This is a genomic window from Acidobacteriaceae bacterium, assembly GCA_035944135.1.
Classification (GTDB): domain Bacteria; phylum Acidobacteriota; class Terriglobia; order Terriglobales; family Acidobacteriaceae; genus Granulicella.
The window spans coordinates 63,475-82,349 of sequence record DASZBM010000003.1; the positions used below are offsets into that span (position 1 = coordinate 63,475).

An 18,875-nucleotide genomic window follows, 5' to 3' on the forward strand; every position below is an offset into this window, starting at 1 on the left:
TTGGTTAGAGGATTTATGGCAGAAGAGAACATTGGCAAAGTCATCAGCGTTAGCGGCCCGGCCGTTGACGTGCAATTCGGCGAGGCGAAGATGCCTCCGATCTACCAGGCAATCCGCGTCACAAGTGACGGGTTCGATGTCCCGCAACCGATCGACGTCATCTTGGAGGTGCAGCAGCATCTGGGCGAAGGCCGCGTGCGCTGCATCGCGATGACGGCGACCGAAGGTATGGTTCGCGGCATGAAAGCCACCGACACGGGCTCTGGGATCATGGTTCCGGTGGGTCGCCCAACGCTGGGACGCGTGCTGAACGTGCTCGGTCAGCCCGTCGACGAGCTCGGCCCCGTCAACGCTGAGGTCCACATGCCGATTCACCGGCAGGCTCCCGCGTTCGACGAGCAGTCGACCTCGGAAGAGATGTTCGAGACCGGCGTGAAGGTCATTGACCTCATCCAGCCATTCTTGAAGGGCGGCAAGATCGGCCTCTTCGGTGGCGCGGGCGTCGGCAAAACCGTCATCATCCAGGAGCTCATCAACAACGTCGCGATGAAGCACGGCGGTTTCTCGGTGTTTGCCGGGGTGGGTGAGCGCACGCGCGAGGGCAATGATCTCTGGCATGAGTTTCAGGAGTCGGGCGTTATCGACCTCAAGGACCTGCCGAAGTCGAAGGCCGCGCTGATCTATGGGCAGATGACCGAGCCGCCAGGGGCGCGTTTGCGCGTCGCGCTGACCGGCCTCACCGTCGCTGAGTACTTCCGCGACGAAGAAGGCGCCGATACGCTGCTCTTCATCGACAACATCTTCCGCTTCACGCAGGCCGGTTCTGAGGTTTCCACGCTGCTGGGCCGTATGCCGTCGGCCGTAGGCTACCAGCCGAACCTCGCCACCGAAATGGGCGAACTGCAGGAGCGCATCACGTCGACCAAGAAGGGTTCCGTCACGTCAGTGCAGGCCGTTTACGTGCCCGCCGATGACCTTACCGATCCGGCGCCGGCGACGACCTTCGCCCACCTCGATGCCACGACCGTGCTCTCACGTCCGCTGTCGGAACTTGGTATCTATCCGGCTGTCGATCCTTTGGCCTCGACCTCGCGCATCCTGACGCCGCGGGTCGTCGGCCAGGAGCACTACGATGTCGCACAGGGTGTGAAGCGCATTCTGCAGCGCTACAAGGACCTGCAGGACATTATCGCCATCCTCGGCATCGACGAGCTCTCGGAAGAAGACAAGCTCACCGTCGCCCGCGCTCGTAAAGTGCAGCGCTTCCTCTCGCAGCCGTTCCACGTCGCGGAAATCTTCACCGGAATTCCGGGTGCGTATGTGAAGGTCGAGGACACGGTGCGCAGCTTCAAAGAGATCATCGAGGGCAAGCACGACGATATTCCGGAGCAGGCGTTTTATCTAAAGGGCGGCATCGAAGACGTGATGGCGGCTGCGGAGAAGATGAAGGCGACGGCGTAAACCGATGGCAGAGAACGGAAACAATTCGGGGCTGCTGAAGGTACGGCTGGTGACGCCGGACCGCGTGCTGCTGGACGCGACGGCGTCGGCGGTAGAGCTGCCGTCGATGTCCGGCTACCTGGAGGCGCTATACGGAGCCGCTCCGCTGCTCGCGGAGCTGGGTGCAGGCCAAGTACGGTTGCACGATGGAAGCGCGGGCGAGCAGGTGTTCTTCGTTGCGTGGGGCTTCGTCGAGGTGCTCCCGGAGCGTGTCACCATTCTCGCCGAGACAGCCTTGCATCCGGAGGAGATCGACGTAGCTGAGGCGCAGCGTGAGCTGCAGCGCGCGCAGGAACTTTGGAATCAGGCTGGTGATGATCAGGCCAGATACGACGAGGCAAATGCCGCCGCGCGAGTCGCCGAGGAGAAGCTTGCTGCGGCACAGGGTAAGGCTTCCGCAGCGCACTGAGCGAGCCCTTCAGTGTTCAGTTTTCAACTTCAGGAGGTCTGGCTTCGGCCAGGCCTTTTTTGCGGGCGCGAGTTTTGTGCAAAAGTAAGCGGGCTGGGACGCGAGGCCCAGCCCGGTGGAAATGTGACTGAAGGTTTTAGCGGTGTCCTCCGCCGCCCCCATGCGAGCCGCCGCCACTGCCGCCCCGAGAACCACCGCCTGACGGTGCACTGTAGTGAGGAGCAGGGGCGCTGCCGCCGCGGTTGAAGTTGCCGGCCGGGGCGGAGGGTGCACGGTTGACGTCGGGCTGAGCGCCGCGATTCTCGAAGCTCTGTCCGCCGTGGTTGTAGTTGTTTACTGCGCCGCGATCGGCGAAGCCCTGCTGACGGTTGGCGAACCCGTTCGTGTTGCGGTTGGCAAAGGCCTCCGTTCCGCGTGGCGTTCCGTTGATGGCCGAGCCGTGAAAGGCCTCTGCACCATGCGTGGCAGCAGCGAACTGAGCGGGCGGATGGGCCGCGAAGGCAGCGCCGCCGGGACGGCCGTTGAAGTTGGCTTCACGGCGCTCATAAACATTGCCGTGGAATCCGGCGCCAAAGTGGCCGTAGGCGCGGTTGTAGAAGAAGTGACCGCCGTTCCAGTAGCCGCCGTAGAAGCCGGTTCCGAAATACCCGAAGCCGTAGTTAATGCCGCCGTAATAGCCGACAGTGCGTCCCCAGTAGCCGGGATGCCAGTAGTAGAGGCCGCCGCCAAATCCCCACCAGCCAGGTGTCCAGAGCGCGTCGACGTAGGGCGGTTCAACCCAGGCGCCATCGACCCAGTAGTAGCCGTCGGGACCCCAGGCCCAGTAGCCGGGCGTCCAGAGGTAGCCGTCGCCGGGGCAGAGCGGCTGCTCGTAGACGGGAATGGCCGGTGGAGCGAAGGCCACGGAGACGAAGACCGCCGCGTGTGCCTGGGGTGTGGGCGCCGCGATGAGAGCTGCTCCCGTTAGTGCGGCTGCTGCGAAAAAGGTGCGAAGTGTGCGCTTGATCTGCATGGTCGATCCTTGGTGGTTGCCTCGCTTCCCGTCCAATATACGAGGGTTTGCGGGTTTGTCACCGGTGAGTTTCGGCCTGGGCCGGGACTCGCTTGATTAGACACATGTCGAAGCATCTAAGTTGCGGAGAGGCCTGCGAACCAGTTACTGATGAGTGCGCGGCACCGCCGAATGATTTCCGTAGTTCATGGATTCTGCCATGTGACTCCCAATGCTGACTCGAGAACAACTTCCTGCCCGAGTGAGGCCGACGCAAGCGATGAGCGATCTCATAATTCGTTTCCTGGTTGGCGGTGTGGTGGTCAGCGTCTTCGCGATCCTTGGAGACGTGCTTTATCCCAAGAGCTTCGCTGGGCTGTTCAGCGCGGCGCCCTCAGTGGCATTGGCAACGCTCGCCCTGACGATACACAAGGATGGAAAACTCTACGCTGCACAGGAAGTCAAGACCATGCTGCTCGGTTGCGCGGGCTTTCTTGTCTATGCGGTGCTCGTCCGCTGTGTTCTCAGACGCTATAGAGCCAGTGCAAACGTTATAAGCATCGTGCTTATCCCGGTGTGGTTTGCCGTGACGCTTGGGACGTGGATTTTGTTGAACGGAAGGCAGTGATTTGGTCGACGCGAAGCTATCCTCGCTGAAAGAAACGAAGCCGCACGAATACCTCGTGCGCTTTGCATTTGGCGGAGCGGCTACCGTTCTCGCCGGCCTGGTTGCGAAACATTTTGGCCCTGGTGCCGGTGGCCTCTTCCTCGCGTTTCCGGCGATTTTTCCAGCAACCGCAACTCTGATTGAGAGCCACGAAAAGAAGCGCATGGCAAAGATCGGCCATGATGGAAGCAATCGCGGCCGAATCGCAGCCAGCATTGACGCAGGGGGCGCCGCACTCGGCTGCGTCGGTCTTGCAGGATTTGCGGTCGTTCTCTGGATATTACTTCCGCAGCATAACCCTGTGCTGATCCTGATCGGGGCGCTTGCGATCTGGATGGTCGTGTCGATCGGTCTCTGGGAGCTGCGGCGGAGACGCATCTTCGGGGTTCGGCTCCGCGTGCTCAGATAGAACGCGCAGCTGCTCGCCAAACTGCCGCGCGGTGATTCGCAGGATGGCACGCTGGTCAGTATCGTAGAGGCAAAGCCCATTTAGCCCGATTCGGGAATGGGTCTGATTACGATATGTCAATTGACCACCTTCGCGGGCTTTGACCGTCTTATTCTCTAGGGAAACAAGGAGAGGGTTTGCGTCTTAGAAATTTTGGATTGAACCTGGCCGCCGCACTTGCGCTCGTCGCAGGGGGTGCGCACGCACAAACCGCGCAGCCGACGGCGAATAAGCTGTTTGAGATTTCATCGTTTGGTGGATTAAACGGAACCTATACAGGGCTTTCCGGCGGCCGGAATCTCGGCATCACGGCCGGCGTCGACGTTGGGATTCGCTCGTTCCATGGCTTTCGTCCGTTCCTGGAGGGACGCGGCACGTATGCGATAGACGGCGGCCAGATCGACAGGCAGAAGAACGCGCTTGGCGGCATTCGCGTGGAGCGGCAACTGCGGCCGAGCTTGCGCGTGTACGGCGATTTTCTACTGGGACGCGGAGAGATTGATTACGAGAACGGCGGCTATCCTTCACCGGACCGCCAGTATTTGATTCTCCGCAGCACGTCTGATGTGTACTCGCCGGGTGGTGGAGCGGAGTACAGGCTCACGGAGCATGTGTCCGCGCTTGTTGATGCGCAGTTCCAGCGGTATGACACGCCGGCTACGGTTTCAGGATCGCTCTGGTCGAAGGCGGTGATGGTTGGCGCGCGCTACCGGTTCAACTTCAACCGGCGTGGATATGCGGCCGCTCCCTAGTGGCATACATCGGTAGCCGAATACATCAGTAGCGCTCGACGACCTCCGGATGGCGGCGGAGCCACCAGCACGCGCTATAGCCACCTTGCGGAAAGAGTGAGCGGCTGCACGGCGCGACATCAGGCGCGTCGGCGTAGTACTCCTCCTTGTTGGCCTTAAGCTCCGCGATGGTGACGTGGCTGACTTGAACGGAGCCGACCCCGCCGCCGAAGAGCTTTTGCACTTCCCACACGAGCCAGTCACCGGGATAAATAAGCAGCGCGATAACGAACAGTGTGACAACGCTGCGCACGAGCCAGTGGATGATCTGTCGCTCGCGATCGTGCGTTGATGCCGAGGTCATGGCTAGAGATTGAAGAGTTCGCGCAGGCGGCGCGTTTGCGAACGGCTCACCGGGATCTCGGTGTTCTTGCGGTCGTCCATGCGCAGCTGATAGCTGGACTTGAACCACGGCACGACCTCGCGGATATGCTCGATATTGACGACGTACGAACGGTGCGCGCGCCAGAAGGTGTCAGGGTTGAGTTGATCCAACAGCTCCTCTAGCGTGCGCACGTTGGATTCGCCTTCGATGGTTTTAGTGACGACCGTGATCCGCCCTTCGTCGATGGAAGCGAAGCAGACGTCGCGCTGGTCGACGAGCAGCAGGCGGCTCTGCGCCTTGACGACGACTTTGCCCGAGCGGCGCGATTCGCTGGCATCGTCCGTTGATCCGGTTGCATTCGACACGCGCCCGCCGATGGCTGCCGCCTGTTCTTCCACCATGCGCAGCAGAGCGTCCAGCTTCGCCTCGGCTGCGTCCCACAAACGATTGCGGGCTCCGCTCTGCTCCTCGCGCTGGTGGACGACGGTCGCAGGCGATGTCGCGTGATGTCCAGACTTTGCAGGTGAATGGGATGGCTCCGCCGGTTGTGCTTCATACGGCTCGACCGTGACGTCGCGTCCGCCTCCGGCTGCGCGTGCGCGGACTTTTTCAAGAGTCTTGATGACCCGTTTGCTGTCGAAAGGCTTCAGCAGGTAGTCAACCGCGTTTACCTCGAAGGCTTTTACGGCGTACTGGTCGAAGGCGGTGGCGAAGACAACCTGCGGCAGGCGCGCTTTGCGATCGAGGGCCAGCAATTTCTTCAGCACAGCGAAGCCGTCGAGCCCCGGCATGCGCACGTCGAGGAAGACCACGTCCGGCTTATGCGTGCGGATGAGTTCAACAGCTTCAATGCCGTTCGATCCCTGGGCAAGCACATCCACGTCGCCGGCGCGGTCAAGAAGGTACTGCAGCTCCTGGCGTGCGAGCGGTTCGTCATCGATGATCAGAGCTGTAAGGGACATGAAGGCAGTGAACAGTGAGAAGCGAAAAGCGAATAAAGCAAAAACATCTGGTCTTATTCACTACTCACTATTCACTATTCACTTGTGCGAATCAATCGCTATAGGCGCGCAGCCGCGAAGGCGCGCCATCCTGTGCAAGATCATGTCCGCATTGGGTGCAGAAGACGTCCGTGATCTTTACGCCGCGATGGCAGCGTCCGCAGACTGGAGCGAGCTGGAACTGGCACTGCGGGCAGAAGTTGTAGCTTGCCGTCAGCGAAGTGGAGCAGTTCGGGCAGCGCGAGAGGATCGGCTGCCGCAGCATGAAGTAGACGACCGCGCCAATGCCGCCCGGGAGCACGACGCAGACCAGCATCCACAGGCCCGGCGACATGCCGCGGCGCTTCACGTCACGGCTCACGTAGCCGAGCAGAAGAGCGTAGCTGGCCACGAGCGCGCCCCACGTGTAGCCCATCATCACGCGCATCGGCAGCATTTCGTGCTTGTGGTGCGGCAGCACGCCGTGGAAGATGTACTGCATGCCGACGAACAGGGCAACCGCGAGAACTATCGACCAGCGCGGAATCATCCGCAGCTCATCGTCACCCGCTGAAGCGATGTCTGTTTGAGGCGAAGTGGACCAGGGCAGCGGCATTACCGGGTCACCTCATGATTCGCACGGTTGCGGCCGCGCTTGATCCAGACGAGACCAAGCACGAAGGCCGTCACGGGCAGCGACCACATCAGCAGAACCATCATCTGGTCGCTCGCATCCGGGATGCCCGTCGGCGTCATGTCGTAGCCGTCCATCATGCCCCAGATGGCGTAGCAGATGACGAGCAACATGCTGGAGCAGATAAGCACGGGAGCCCACAGGCTGCGCTGCCGCGATTGCAGCTCGCGCATGACGAGGGCCTGTTCACGCACCACGCGATGCGTACGGTTGACCACCTGGGCACGTGCCCCACCCTGCAGGCGGGCAGCGCGCAAAATCTCCTGCGAAACATCATCGTGCCGATCGTTGGGCTGAGCGTTCACCGACGCACCTCCGAACGATGAACCTGATGAGAATCTTCGCCCTGGCGTTGTCCGCGAAGCTGCAGAAGCCGGGGCTTGAGCGAGGCCAGCCCGCGATACAGGCGCGACTTTACTGTCGACAACGGGGCGCGCGTGATGCAGGCAATCTCTTCGAGCGAAAGCTCTTCGTGGAAACGAAGCGTCAATACCTCGCGGTAGCTCGGCTCGAGCGTCAGCATCACCTGGGCGAGCTCGGCGGCATCCTCGCGGCCCTCGAACTGATCGAGTGGGGAAGGCCCGTCCTGTGCAATCTCAAACGGGCGCTCATCTTCGCCGCCCTCCCGCAGCTCATCGAGTGAAGCCATGGTGCGCTTCCGCGAAAGGTCGATGACGAGATTGCGCGCGATGGTGAAGATCCAGGTGTCGAAGCGCGCCTTTCCGTTGTACTGCGATCCGCGCCTGAGAACGCGAATCCATACCTCCTGGAAGAGATCCTCGGCGACCTCGCGTTTGTTCGTGAGGAACATGAGATAGCGCATCAGCCGGTGCTGATAGGTCTCAATGAGCCGATCGAGCAGTTCGGGGTCCTGCCGTTTCAATCCACGGGCTATCGCAGCGTTTTCACGCTCAATCTGCCTCGCGGCTTCGGCGGTAAGGATCGCAGGGGTCTTCACGTTCTCAATGACGCCAATCCGGCGCAAAAAGTCTCGCAGGACGCTGGGAATTCGACTACCCGACATTCTTAGGATACGCTGCCCGGCAAGCCGAAGAAAGCGCTTTTTGCCCATTTTGGCGGTTTTCCGCCCCAGCCAGTGAGAGGGGACCGCGGTTCTGCGGCGGTTCCGTACACTGGAGAGATGGAGGTTCTCTACGGTCTGCACCCGGTCGAGGAGGCGCTGCGCGCCCGTCCCGGGGCGGTCGACCACATTTCGATTGCCCGTGAGCGCGAAAGCCGCCGCGATCCCCGGCTGACCCGGCTGCTCGAGCAGGCGCGGGCGGCGGGCGTCCGCGTGGACACAGAGCCGCGCGAGCAACTGGCCCGGCATGTGCGCACAGACATGCATCAGGGGGTGGTGGCTTTCATCCGCGAGCGCCGGCTGTTGGAACTGGAGGACTTGCTGGAGGCACCGGCGGATGGATCGGGGCGAAGGTTCTTTCTGGCGCTGGACGGCGTTGAGGACCCGCACAATCTCGGTGCACTGTTACGGTCGGCCGATGGCGCTGGGGTTACCGGAGTCATCCTGCCCGAGCGGCGATCCGCTCCGCTGAGTGCCGTTGTCGCAAAGAGTTCGGCGGGTGCCTCCGAGCATGTGCGGATCGCGCGCGTGACGAATATGACTCGCGCGCTCGAGCAGATGAAGAAGCAGAACATCTGGATCGTCGGCCTCGACGAGCGCGGGACGCCGGACTACACCGACTTCGACCTCCGCCAGGACTGCTGCCTCGTCCTGGGCCGCGAGGGTGCAGGGCTGCATGACCTTGTGAAACGCACCTGCGACTTTCTGCTGCGCATCCCGATGTCGGGCAGCGTCAGCTCGCTCAATGTCTCGGTGGCCGGCGCGGTCGTGATGTACGAGGCGATGCGGCAGCGGCGCTCTGGTGCTGTTCCGTCCGCGGCGGAGTCCAAACGGCTGGACTCCAAAATACAAAGGCCACGCAAAGGTTTGGGATCGTGAAATTGAGTTATCGACGCCTGTTTGGCGCTGTATTTCTTGTGTGCGCGGCACTTCTCCCGTCGCCGTTTTTTGCTCAGAGCTCCACTCCGGCGCCGCAGCAGCCACCCGCCGCTCCCGCACAACAGCCGGAACCAGCGCCGCATGGCAAGGTGTTGTACCAAAGCCACCCTGACGCGTCCGACAGCGCCGGCCAGCCACAAACAGAGCCACATCCACAGCCCGCCGCGAACGAGCCGCAGGCCCCGCCAAGCGCCGAACCCCAGCTCACCGACGCGGACCGCTCGGCGATTCGCATCACCCGGTACGACCTCGACATCCGGCTCGTGCCTGCGGACTCGCGGCTCACCGGCCGCGCGAAGCTGACCGTGCGGAACGTGAGCGATCGTCCGCTGCCGCGAATCGCGCTGCAGATCTCGTCGACACTGACATGGCAGAACATATCGGTGCAGGGAACTGCGCTGCCCATTGCACAACACCTCCTCGACACCGACGCCGACCACACCGGCCGCGCCAGCGAGTTGATCGTCACGCTCCCGAAGCCACTCGCGCCCGGCGAGACCGTCGTAATGGATACCTTCTACGCCGGCACGATCGCGGCCAACAGCGAGCGCCTGGAGCGGCTCGGCGCATCCTCCGCGCAGGCCCTCCAGACGGATTGGGACGCCATCACACCTGACGCTACAGCCCTGCGCGGCTTCGGCAATGTGCTGTGGTTTCCCGTTGCGGCTCCGCAGCTTTTTCTGCAGGACGGAAGCCTCGTGCCAGCGATTGGGCGCGAGCGTCTGGAGCATGCGGACACGCCCGTGAGCTTGCGCCTGAGTGTCGAGTACGCCGGCGAAGCGCCGACGGCAGCATACTTTTGCGGTCGTCGTCAGCCGTTGGCGGCGCTGCATGACAACCAGGATGCTCCTGTCGCCTATGGCAGCGGGATCGCGACCGCGACATTCAGGGTCGAGCCGATCGGTGTGCGGCCGCTGAGTCTCTTCGTCATCGCGCAGCCGGAGACCTTCATCGCGCCGCTGCCTGCGCCCGTGTCCTCCTCGTCAAGCTCCGGCACCTCAAACGCGAATGGACCGCAGATGCTCGCCGTTGAGACCACCGACGACCGTGCTCTTCCGCTGCTCGCCGACTCCGCAGAGCGCGTGGCACCGTTAGTCCAGCAGTGGCTCGGGCCGCATCCTCTCACCGCGCTCACCATCATCGATCATTCCGGACAACCGTTCGAAGATGGCCCGCTGCTCTTGGCTCCGGTCGGAACGCTTGCCGCGTCTACCTCTGCTCCGCTGCTCGCGCATAGCCTGGCGCACGCGTGGATACAGACAGGGCAGCCCTGGATGGATGAAGGGCTCGCTGAGTTTTTCTCGCTCCTGTGGATCGAGCGGGAGCACGGGCGCGATGATGCGGTGAAGCAGCTCGATGCAGTGATGCAACAGGTCGCGACAGCAGACACGCTCACGGATTCCGGGGCAAACGCCACCAGCGGTACCGCCAGTTCCTCAGCCAGTCAGAGCGCCGCCGTAGGCCAGCCACTGATCGCCGCCTATGATGAGCTCTTCTTCCGCCGCAAAGCCGCCGCGGTGTGGTGGATGCTGCGCGACATCGTCGGCGAGCAGCCGCTGCAACTTGCGCTGAGCGCGTGGCGCACGCAACCGCCCAGCCAGGACTCCGCCGAAGTGCAGGCGCAGAAGTTTGAGGCGCTGCTCGAGAAGACCAGCGGCAAAGATCTCGCCTGGTTCTTCGATGACTGGGTGCTGCACGACCGCGGCCTGCCTTCGCTGAGCATCGTCGACGTCACGCCGCGCGAGCTTCCCGCGGGCGCCGGTCATGACAAGGGATGGCTTGTCGCCGTCACGGTCCACAATGCAGGAGCGGCAGCAGCCGAGGTCCCGCTGGTCGTTCGCTCGGGAGAGTTCGCTACGACGAAGCGGATTCGCGTCGCCGGGCTTTCGAATACGACCGAGCGCGTCATCATGCAGAATCCGCCGACCGAGGTTGAGCTGAACGATGGAAGCGTGCCCGAGGCCGGCCCCAGCACGCATACCCGGACGGTCGCACTTCATCAGGAATAGCGCTAACGCCGCAGGTGTACATTCCGCCGGGCAGGCCGGTGCGGCGGTGGCGCTGGTGCGCTGCACGCCTGTCCACCGCTCAGCACCCGCGTGCACGAGAGTGCGATGGGATGAATCGTGTCTGATGCAGTCGAGCTGTTCGCAGGCACGAGATCTGTACTGTCGGCGAGCTGTGGTAGCGCATGCGCGATGCTCGCCAACTGCGTCTCACTCGCGTCGCCGGTAACGATGAAGCTGTAGCCCGTCGGCGAAGCCTGGCCACTCAGCGTCAGGTCGGCGCCCGGGCCGAGGCGCAAAGGTGTGGGTTTCAGCAATGCCGTCCAGCCGTCACCTGAGGAGCCGACAGTTGCCTCAAAACTCTGCGATGGCACTTCGGTCTCGCCTTTGGCGGAAACGATTTCCCCGTTCGCGCGCCGCGGCTGAACAGGCATGGTCAATGTGACTGTGCCGTTCCAGTCAGCGAGAGGCGTTTGCGCAAGGTGCACGAGGTCCGCGTCGACCGTACCCTGTACGCGCGGCTCAGCCGGAATACGCGCAGAGAAAAGCCGCATCCACCCGAAGACCCACTCCAGTGGAAGCTTCTGCGCTTGCGCGGTCGCTTGCGCCCGCGGTTGCGTGAGGTCCAGAGCGGGCACAGCGATCTCGATCGGTTGCGGTCCCGCAGTGGGCACCTCGCAGGCGACGTTCGACAAGCGCGCCCCGGGCACATCGGCGCTGCTCGTGCAGCTTATCGACTCATCCAGCGAATGCGCCGGCACAAAATCCGCCCGTCGCAGGTCCACCAGCGTCACCTTCATCTTCAGCGCCGCCGCCGCCAGCGGTCCCTGCAGCCATACGTCGGAATGCAGCGTGCCACGCCAGTCACGATCGCTGCCCGAAACCAGCCGGCTCGCTTCACCGAGTGGAGCATCGTACCAACTCGCGTGCACATTCACCGGAACATCCTGCATGCGCGCTGCGCGCTGCAGCGAACCCTCGAGTCGCACTGTTCCCGGGTCGCCGATATTCGCATCCGTGCGCGAGGGCTTTCCCTCCAGCCGCACGTGCCACTCCTGTGGCGAAGGAAGCCAGAGCGCGAAGTCCGCATCGGTCAAGGAGAACGGCATCTTCTCCTGTCCGAGCTTGAGATTGATGCGCCCGCCCGTGGCTTCGATGTAAGGGAAGCGTGGCGCCGGCCCGGCACGCTGTTGTGCGGTAGGCGCCGTGTTCACCTGCGACGCGCGGAGCAGCACGCCTTCAAGGTTCCAGCGCCCGTCCGCACTGCGCACCAGATTCACGCTCGGGTCAACGAACTTCACGCGGGAGAACTCGACGCGCTCTTGCCACAGCGAGCTGACTCGCAATGTGGCGACAACTTCATTCGCGCGAATCGTCGGCTCGTTGCCGAACGCGGGATCCTCGCTGACGACGAAATTCTGCAGAGTGAAACCAGGCATCGGCAGCAGGTGCAGTGTCACCTTGTCGAGATGCACCGGCCGCCCCAGGCTCTCGCTCATGCTCGTCACAATGCGCCGCTGATACCGTCCGACGTTCAGCAGTGGAGGTGTAATCGCGAGCAGCAGCAGAACCAGCACCATCGCGGTAGCCATCATCACACGCTGGCGGCGCCGTGCGTGCTCCATCCTCTGCTCGTTGAATTCCATCCGGTCGCTGTCTTCGAGTTCAATCATGGGACGCAAGTTCGCGTGCCGCCGTATCGACGGCACTCAGGCTATTCAACGCTCATCGAACGACGTGGAAGGTGCGGCTCCAGCGCGTTCCGCTGAAGAAGTGCGTCACAACATGCAACATGAAGCTCATGCGGTCGCCCAGGCTGGTCTTGTCCTCCTGGTCGGCCGGAGTCTGGAACGACCAGTAAACAAACATCGGTCGTCCCATGATGTTTTCCATTGGAACAAAACCCCAGAAGCGGCTGTCGAGGCTTTCGGTGCGGTTGTCGCCCATGGCGAAGATTCTGTCCGGCGGCACCACGATATCGTCACCCTGGATGTGCGTCGGCAGGTCCACGCGCCACAAGTCCGTCACCTGGATATCCGGCGGCGGTGCAATTGCAGGGAAGTCGTCACGATACGGCTGATACGCATCTTCAAAATCGCCGTCGTTGTCGTTCGGCATCTTCGCATACGGCTCGTTCTGGGCAACGCCGTTGACGTACACCACCCCGTGGCGGAGATGAATATGGTCGCCCGGAACTCCGATGGCGCGTTTCACCAGGATCAGGTCCGGCGTCTCTGGGTTCGGCTTCAGGAAGACGATAATGTCGCCGCGCTTCACCGGCCGGTAGTGCACAAATGGCGCCCACGAGGTCGGCGGAGCGATCGTGATGCGGTCCACGACCACGTGGTCGCCAATCAGCAGTGTCTTCTCCATCGACCCAGAAGGGATCACGAAGTTCTGAAAGATGAACCCCATGATGAAGAGCCCAACCACCAGCACCGAGCAGATCGAAGCAAGCGCCTCCAGCGGCGTCTCCTTGATCTCGGCATCCGCTGGACGTCCGGCAGCCAAATTCGCGGTGATCACGGCCTCCTCGCTGCGCTCGGCCGCAGCACGCGTCTCAGCGGCACTGTCTGCAACTCTTGTCAAAATGGTCGCTCTCCTGCCACGCAACGTGGTTCTGCCAGTGTACCCCGTTGCCTGCTGAGGAGTTCGTTACGAGAGTGTTTGGAAGTTACCGCAGGACATCAAAGCCTTTAGCGCAGCACATGAAAGCTCAGCGCCGTACGCAGCCGCGCTCGCAGCGTCGGCGGCGCACTATCGTCATCGGTGGGGATGATCGAAAAGTAAACAACAAATGGACGGCCGACTACATCGCGCTCCGGCACGAAGCCCCAGTACCGGCTGTCCTCGCTGTCGTTGCGGTTGTCGCCCAGCACGAAGAGCTGCCCCTTGGGAACCGTGATCTCACCGTCCACAATGCTGCGCCGTAACCGCATCCACCAGTTCGGATCCAGGCTCGGATCAGCCGTCCGCACCGACGGAAAATTGTCGCGGAAGTCGTCCACGGCGGCTGGCGAGTAAAACGCATACGGTTCGTCGACCGCCTGGTCGTTTATCCATACGCGTCCATGTTTCAGCCGCACACGGTCGCCCGGCACCGCCACGACGCGCTTCACCAGGTGCATCGAGGGATCGACGGGATAGTGGAACACCACCAGATCGCCGCGATGAATGTTCGACGAAGGCAGCATCCACGAGAGCGCACCCTCCGGCTCATAGGACTGCTTGTCGACCATCAGGAAGTCGCCCACCCGCAGCGTCGGCACCATCGACTCCGACGGAATCCGGAACGGCTGCAGAATAAACGTCATGGCAAACAGCGCGACCACCAGGAACTCGCACAGCGAGCGCAGCGTCGCCAGCAGGCCATGATGTGCCTTCGAACCCGGCATCACGCCGGCAGACATCGCGCGCGCTGCACGTACCGGCTCCCGGCGCTCAAACTGCGCTGTATCCACAGCGAGTATGGAAAGCGGCGTCATGCTGCGTCCTCGCTTCTCTTTGCCTCGGTCTCCTTGGGCTGCTTCCAGTGCTTCAGTGCCAGCTCCGCGGCCTTCTGCTGCGCCTCTTTCTTGCTCGCACCTTCCGCCGTGGCGAGCACGGAAATCGTTTCGCCTGGTCCTTCGATGCGGGCTTCCACCTTGAAGCAACGCTGGTGCGCCGGTCCGGTCTGCTCCGTGTCGACATAGCGCAAACGTCCTGCGCCATAAGCCTGAACACGCTCCTGCAGCAGCGTCTTGGCATCCCGCAGCGCGCCGCGGCCGCCGTCCATCTTCAGCGCGGCCTCCATCGATGCCAGTTCAGGCTTCACCAGCTTCTGCTCAACCAGTCGCCGCACCTCGCGGAATCCTTCCTTGCCTGCCGCGTTCGCGTCCAGGTAGATCGCCGCCAGCACGGCCTCTGCCGCGTTGGCCAGCAGCGCCGGCTTCCGCCGAGCTCCATTCTGCTCCGCGCTCCGGCCTACCAGCAGATGCTCATCCAGTCCTAACTCGCATCCCAGCTTCGCCATCCGCTGACGGCTTACCAGGCTGGCACGCATGCGGGTCAGTTCGCCTTCGCTGCGGTCAGGAAAGCGCTGGTACAACAGCTCCGTCACCGCCAATCCCAGCACAGCGTCGCCCACGAACTCCAACTGCTCATTGTCCGTTCCGGGGGCATTCTTCGTCTCATGCGCTGCAATATCGGCTGGATCTGTTCTGGCCTCATAGGGGTGCGACCGGTGCGTGAGGGCCAGCTTCAGCAGCCCGGGCTTCGCGAACTTGTAGCCCAGATTTTGTTCGAGAGCGGACCGCGAAGTGTTGCCGCCCCCCGCAGACACACGTGGGCGCCGCTCCGCGCTGGGAGGGGCCGCCGTCGTTCCCGATGGCACCGACTTGCTCCGCTGAGTACCCATAAACCTGCTGCTCTAGTTTACGCGGCTGGCCCGGGGGATGTTGCTCCAACGAAGGTGGGCGAACCCTCCCACCAATCTGCCCCGGCTACTTCGGGGCGTCCGGTTTGTAGGCCTCTTTCTGGGCCTTGCCGGTTGGGTCGAAGTTTGCATCGCTCTGATCCGGCTGGGCGTCCTCGCGCCGGGGCAGGGCAAACGGCTTCTTCAGCCCGGCCTCGGCCGCCTGGCGCGTGTCTGGCCGCCCATCCCGAACCTCGAGCGCCGCCTGATATTCGGCCACGGCGTGGTTCCGGTCCGGCGTCGCCATCGTGTCGTATAGCCGGCCCAGGTAGATGTGGCTCCAGGCTAGCGTCCGCGGGTCCTTGGTCAGCGTCAGGGTCTTTTCAAACCCGTCCTTCGCCTCTTCAGCATCCCCGTGGATCAGGTCCACCCGCGCCAGCAGATACTGGGCCTCGCCATGGTCGGCTTTCGGATCCTGCATGGCCTTGTCTGCCAGCTCCGCCGCGCCGTCCACATCGCCTTTGGCCAGGTCCATCTCCGCGAGGTCAAGCCCTTCCAGCTTGTGCGGCCGCGTCCCTCCCCGGCTCAATGGGTCCGCAGGTGCCTCCTTCACAAAGACAATCTGCTGCGCATGCCGCCGCTCGCGATCCACGTCCATGCCGTAGATCATCGGTGCAATCTCATCGCGCAGCCCGTCGCCGTTATGCTCCATGGCTCCAAGCGCCTGGTAAAAGTAGCCGGTCAGCACCCATCCTTGTGCCTCGTCGGTGTCGACGAGCCGCTGCCGCGCCAGCGTGTTCGCGTGATCATAGACGGCCTTCTGCGCCTCGTAGCGGTCGGTCTCTGCACGTCCCACTGCGCCCTTTGGCTTCTGCGGAGCGGGCGAATCGACCACAAACAACTTCGCCTCGATCGCCTTGATCAGGCACTCGGTAATCAGCGCCACGGCGTCGCTCTTGTACGTGAACTCGATCGGCGCATCCTGCACGCCTCGAAGCACCGGCTGAATGCGCTCCATCGCCTGGCCGCGGCTGTACACCATCGGCTCCACAACGTAGTGCAGGTAAATATGGCGGATCTCATTCATCCGCACGGGGTCGCCCGCGCTGCTATCCGGCGACATCACGATGATGTAATCCATGCCGTAAATGCGCGCGTTCGTCAGCGCCGGCGATAGCATCGGCTCCAGCAGCACAAGGAAGCGGCGTCCGTCGTAGCTCGAGACCGGCTGGTGCAGATAGATGTTCGTGTTCAAAATCATCTTCACCATGGGGTCGTGCACGCGCGCCGCCAACGCCTCGTACTCCGCCCGATGATGCACCCAGATGTAGTGCAGATTCACCTGCTCGGCGAACGCGCGCAGCAGCGGCAGCACGTTGACCACCTGCGCAGCTTGCGGCGGCAGCTCCGTCTCATCCACGTTCGGCGTCAGGTCTGGCGCGGGCGAGAGATAAAGCGCTAGCGACACATACTGCCCAATCCCCAAACCAGAGTCCGTCAGCCGGTGCTGCGAAACGTAGTCGCACAGCGCGTCGCGGCTCTTGCGCGCGTCTTCAGACTGCTGCAGCGCGGCGTTCATGTCCGCCCGGATCTCGGCCCGCACCGGCGCCGAGTGATCCAGGTCGGCATCGTAGCCACATGCATTCAGCGCCGCCGCCATCTGGAACAGCGGCTCGCTGGTCTCCAGCGTTACCGCGGCGCCGCCCGGCTCAATCTGCGCCGCCCTCGGTCTCGCGATGGGGTTTTGGTTATCGGCAGCCTGCTCACCCGGAGGCGCCGACGAAGACGATGACGAGCTCTGCGCAAACGCAACAGGGCCCATCAGCCCGAGACAAACAACCCCTGAACCGATCGCGAAAAGGGCTGGCTGGAGGATGCGATTCAAAAGGGGCACCGTACTGAACTGACGCACCCGCTTAGTCTATGGAAGCGGCACAAGACATCGCAAACACGTCGTGTCTCGAAGGGGCACGGCTTTAGCCCTGCCGTAACCCGCCGCAAAGGAAGCAGGCTTTCGCCTCTGGGGTATCCGCTAGCCTTAGCCGCGTACCGACACGCCCGTGTAGGTCACCATGACGTGACCATCCACCGGCTCGCCGAACACCGTTGCCGGCTTGAACACGCTCGACAGCAGATTCTGCTCCACCTGCAGCCGCACCGACGGGTCGCTTGGCCCTTGAAGGATCGTGTAGTCGTACACCATGCCACGCGTATCTACCTTGGCGTCAATCAGAACCGGCACATCGCGTCCGGTCTCCACGGCCATCGGAGCCACCTGCGAGTACAGGTAATGCGGCGCGATCAGGTGTGCCATTCCATCGTCGTTCGCCTGTACAGCAACCCCCGGCCCGAACAGCCGGAACAGCCCGGCTGCCAACAGGACAGCGGCCACCATCCCGCCTGCGGTCTGAACCGCCAGCGGCGCAACCGAAGTCCGCCAGGTCAGCGCAATCCGTCCCGAAAGAGGCAGATGGCTCCCGCGCTCGCGTTCCTCGCCAAGCGCTGTCTGGATCTGTTGCTGAAGCTGCCGCGGTGCCCGCGCCGGGCCAATCTCCGCCAGGGCCGTCTGCATCGCCAGCCAGCCGTCAAACTCCGCCGCGCACGGCGCGCATCCCTCGAGATGATCCGCAACCCGCCCCATCTCCACGCCGCTCAACGCGCCGTCCAGATACGACGAGAACGCAGCCCTGGCCGCCAGGCATTGGCCCGCCAGAGATTCGTTCACCGCCTGCATCTGCTGTTCGAGATCGTGCTGCGAAGTCATCAGATCACCACTTCCAGTCTACCGGCCGCCGCTGTGGAACCGTTATGTTCCGCGTGTTCCAAGTCTTTCTTTTTCAAAGATTCACGAAGCACCGCCCGTCCTCGCGTCAGCCGGCTCTTCACCGTTCCGAGATTCACATTCAGGATCTCGGCAATCTCTTCATACCCAAAGCCCTCAATCTCGCGCAATACAACTACCTCGCGATACGCGGCCGGAAGGTTTCTCAGCGCAGCTTCCACTCGCTGCCGGGTCTCGGTCCGCAGGCACTCCTCAAAGGGGGACGCATCGGCTGCACGCAAGGTCTCAGCCATGCAGGTGCACTCACCGTCTTCGTTCTCCATAGGCGCGTCGATCGCCAGCTCCTGCCGTTTGTGCCGGTTCCACCAGCGCCGCTGGTTGCTGGCCTCGTGCAGGGCAATGCGGTAGATCCACGTCCGCAGACTGGCGTCGCCGTGAAACCCACGGATGCTCCGGAAGACCTTGACGAAGACCTCCTGGGTCACGTCCGCGGCCTCCGACGGATCGCGCAAACTCCGTGCAATCAGCGAGTAAATCGGCTGGCTGTACTGGGCAATCAGCAACGCGAAGGCCTGCTCGGAGCCGCTCTTCAGCTCGCGCACGAGCTCCTGCTCCTCCGCTCGGATCCCGATCGCGCTTGCCAGATCGCTCATCGCAGCCCCTGCTCGCATTGGCAGCCCCAATCCGAGTGCCCTTTAAAGTAGGCCCTCGGCGCTACAACTGTCCAGAGACCCTTTGGTTTAGACGACCGTACCGCATGATCGCGCGACCATCTGGTCTCATCTTGAAGCGGGAGGGGAACTGCGCCGCCGGCGGCAGAGTGCTCGCCCACTCTCCCTGCTTAGACACCTCACAAAGTCCTTTTGTTC

The 18,875-nt window shown here is 62.8% G+C and carries 20 protein-coding genes; 7 read left to right on the forward strand and 13 right to left on the reverse strand.

Annotation, left to right across the window (positions count from 1 at the left end; all coding sequences use genetic code 11):
* The first annotated feature begins 15 nt into the window (after positions 1 to 15).
* Both atpD and atpC read left to right on the forward strand, forming a co-directional pair.
* Positions 16 to 1,461 carry a F0F1 ATP synthase subunit beta gene (atpD, locus tag VGU25_09970; GenBank protein ID HEV2577525.1) on the forward strand — a complete coding sequence of 482 codons (1,446 nt, stop codon included), beginning with the start codon at positions 16 to 18 and terminating at the stop codon, positions 1,459 to 1,461.
* Positions 1,462 to 1,465: 4 nt separating this feature from the next.
* Complete coding sequence (gene atpC / locus VGU25_09975) at positions 1,466 to 1,909, forward strand: ATP synthase F1 subunit epsilon (protein HEV2577526.1); 444 nt, start codon at positions 1,466 to 1,468, stop codon at positions 1,907 to 1,909.
* A gap of 136 nt (positions 1,910 to 2,045) precedes the next feature.
* Here the strand turns inward: atpC and VGU25_09980 are convergent, their stop codons facing one another.
* Positions 2,046 to 2,921, reverse strand: coding sequence for a YXWGXW repeat-containing protein (locus tag VGU25_09980; GenBank protein HEV2577527.1), 876 nt, complete (start codon positions 2,919 to 2,921; stop codon positions 2,046 to 2,048).
* A gap of 259 nt (positions 2,922 to 3,180) precedes the next feature.
* Between VGU25_09980 and VGU25_09985 the strand changes: the two genes are divergently transcribed.
* From VGU25_09985 to VGU25_09995, 3 genes are all read left to right on the forward strand, one after another.
* Positions 3,181 to 3,528 (forward strand): DUF3147 family protein, encoded by a 348-nt coding sequence (locus tag VGU25_09985; protein ID HEV2577528.1) that lies wholly within the window; start codon positions 3,181 to 3,183, stop codon positions 3,526 to 3,528.
* A gap of 1 nt (position 3,529) precedes the next feature.
* A complete protein-coding gene (locus VGU25_09990; protein ID HEV2577529.1) occupies positions 3,530 to 3,976 on the forward strand; it encodes a DUF3147 family protein in 447 nt (148 codons plus the stop codon).
* Between the two features lie 176 nt (positions 3,977 to 4,152).
* A complete protein-coding gene (locus VGU25_09995) occupies positions 4,153 to 4,767 on the forward strand; it encodes an outer membrane beta-barrel protein (GenBank protein HEV2577530.1) in 615 nt (204 codons plus the stop codon).
* A gap of 25 nt (positions 4,768 to 4,792) precedes the next feature.
* On the opposite strand, the gene VGU25_10000 is transcribed toward VGU25_09995, so the two are convergent.
* From VGU25_10000 to VGU25_10020, 5 genes are all read right to left on the reverse strand, one after another.
* The gene (locus VGU25_10000) at positions 4,793 to 5,110 is read right to left on the reverse strand and encodes a hypothetical protein (GenBank protein ID HEV2577531.1); all 318 of its coding nucleotides are present in this window, start codon (positions 5,108 to 5,110) and stop codon (positions 4,793 to 4,795) included.
* 2 nt (positions 5,111 to 5,112) lie between these two features.
* Positions 5,113 to 6,093, reverse strand: coding sequence for a response regulator (locus tag VGU25_10005; protein HEV2577532.1), 981 nt, complete (start codon positions 6,091 to 6,093; stop codon positions 5,113 to 5,115).
* Positions 6,094 to 6,184: 91 nt separating this feature from the next.
* Positions 6,185 to 6,727 carry a zinc ribbon domain-containing protein gene (locus VGU25_10010; protein ID HEV2577533.1) on the reverse strand — a complete coding sequence of 181 codons (543 nt, stop codon included), beginning with the start codon at positions 6,725 to 6,727 and terminating at the stop codon, positions 6,185 to 6,187.
* Positions 6,727 to 7,110: a hypothetical protein gene (locus VGU25_10015; GenBank protein ID HEV2577534.1), complete on the reverse strand. Its 384-nt coding sequence runs from the start codon at positions 7,108 to 7,110 to the stop codon at positions 6,727 to 6,729. The genes VGU25_10010 and VGU25_10015 overlap by 1 nt, the downstream gene beginning before the upstream one ends.
* Complete coding sequence (locus VGU25_10020) at positions 7,107 to 7,829, reverse strand: sigma-70 family RNA polymerase sigma factor (GenBank protein ID HEV2577535.1); 723 nt, start codon at positions 7,827 to 7,829, stop codon at positions 7,107 to 7,109. The genes VGU25_10015 and VGU25_10020 overlap by 4 nt, the downstream gene beginning before the upstream one ends.
* Positions 7,830 to 7,946: 117 nt before the next feature.
* Here VGU25_10020 and rlmB point away from each other — a divergent pair, with 117 nt between their 5' ends.
* Complete coding sequence (rlmB, locus tag VGU25_10025; GenBank protein HEV2577536.1) at positions 7,947 to 8,765, forward strand: 23S rRNA (guanosine(2251)-2'-O)-methyltransferase RlmB; 819 nt, start codon at positions 7,947 to 7,949, stop codon at positions 8,763 to 8,765.
* 2 nt (positions 8,766 to 8,767) lie between these two features.
* On the forward strand, positions 8,768 to 10,834 hold the full coding sequence (locus VGU25_10030) for a M1 family aminopeptidase (GenBank protein HEV2577537.1): 2,067 nt from the start codon (positions 8,768 to 8,770) through the stop codon (positions 10,832 to 10,834).
* 2 nt (positions 10,835 to 10,836) lie between these two features.
* On the opposite strand, the gene VGU25_10035 is transcribed toward VGU25_10030, so the two are convergent.
* The 7 genes from VGU25_10035 to VGU25_10065 form a co-directional block, all read right to left on the reverse strand.
* On the reverse strand, positions 10,837 to 12,504 hold the full coding sequence (locus VGU25_10035) for an AsmA family protein (GenBank protein ID HEV2577538.1): 1,668 nt from the start codon (positions 12,502 to 12,504) through the stop codon (positions 10,837 to 10,839).
* Between the two features lie 52 nt (positions 12,505 to 12,556).
* Entirely contained in the window at positions 12,557 to 13,354 is a 798-nt protein-coding gene (gene lepB, locus VGU25_10040) for a signal peptidase I (GenBank protein ID HEV2577539.1), read from the reverse strand.
* Positions 13,355 to 13,527: 173 nt separating this feature from the next.
* Positions 13,528 to 14,316: a signal peptidase I gene (gene lepB, locus VGU25_10045; GenBank protein HEV2577540.1), complete on the reverse strand. Its 789-nt coding sequence runs from the start codon at positions 14,314 to 14,316 to the stop codon at positions 13,528 to 13,530.
* On the reverse strand, positions 14,313 to 15,227 hold the full coding sequence (gene rnc / locus VGU25_10050) for a ribonuclease III (protein ID HEV2577541.1): 915 nt from the start codon (positions 15,225 to 15,227) through the stop codon (positions 14,313 to 14,315). Before rnc ends, lepB (VGU25_10045) begins: the two co-directional genes overlap by 4 nt.
* A gap of 85 nt (positions 15,228 to 15,312) precedes the next feature.
* Complete coding sequence (locus VGU25_10055; GenBank protein ID HEV2577542.1) at positions 15,313 to 17,109, reverse strand: hypothetical protein; 1,797 nt, start codon at positions 17,107 to 17,109, stop codon at positions 15,313 to 15,315.
* 153 nt (positions 17,110 to 17,262) lie between these two features.
* The gene (locus VGU25_10060) at positions 17,263 to 17,988 is read right to left on the reverse strand and encodes an anti-sigma factor (GenBank protein HEV2577543.1); all 726 of its coding nucleotides are present in this window, start codon (positions 17,986 to 17,988) and stop codon (positions 17,263 to 17,265) included.
* The gene (locus VGU25_10065; protein HEV2577544.1) at positions 17,988 to 18,659 is read right to left on the reverse strand and encodes a sigma-70 family RNA polymerase sigma factor; all 672 of its coding nucleotides are present in this window, start codon (positions 18,657 to 18,659) and stop codon (positions 17,988 to 17,990) included. Before VGU25_10065 ends, VGU25_10060 begins: the two co-directional genes overlap by 1 nt.
* Between the last annotated feature and the right edge of the window lie 216 nt (positions 18,660 to 18,875).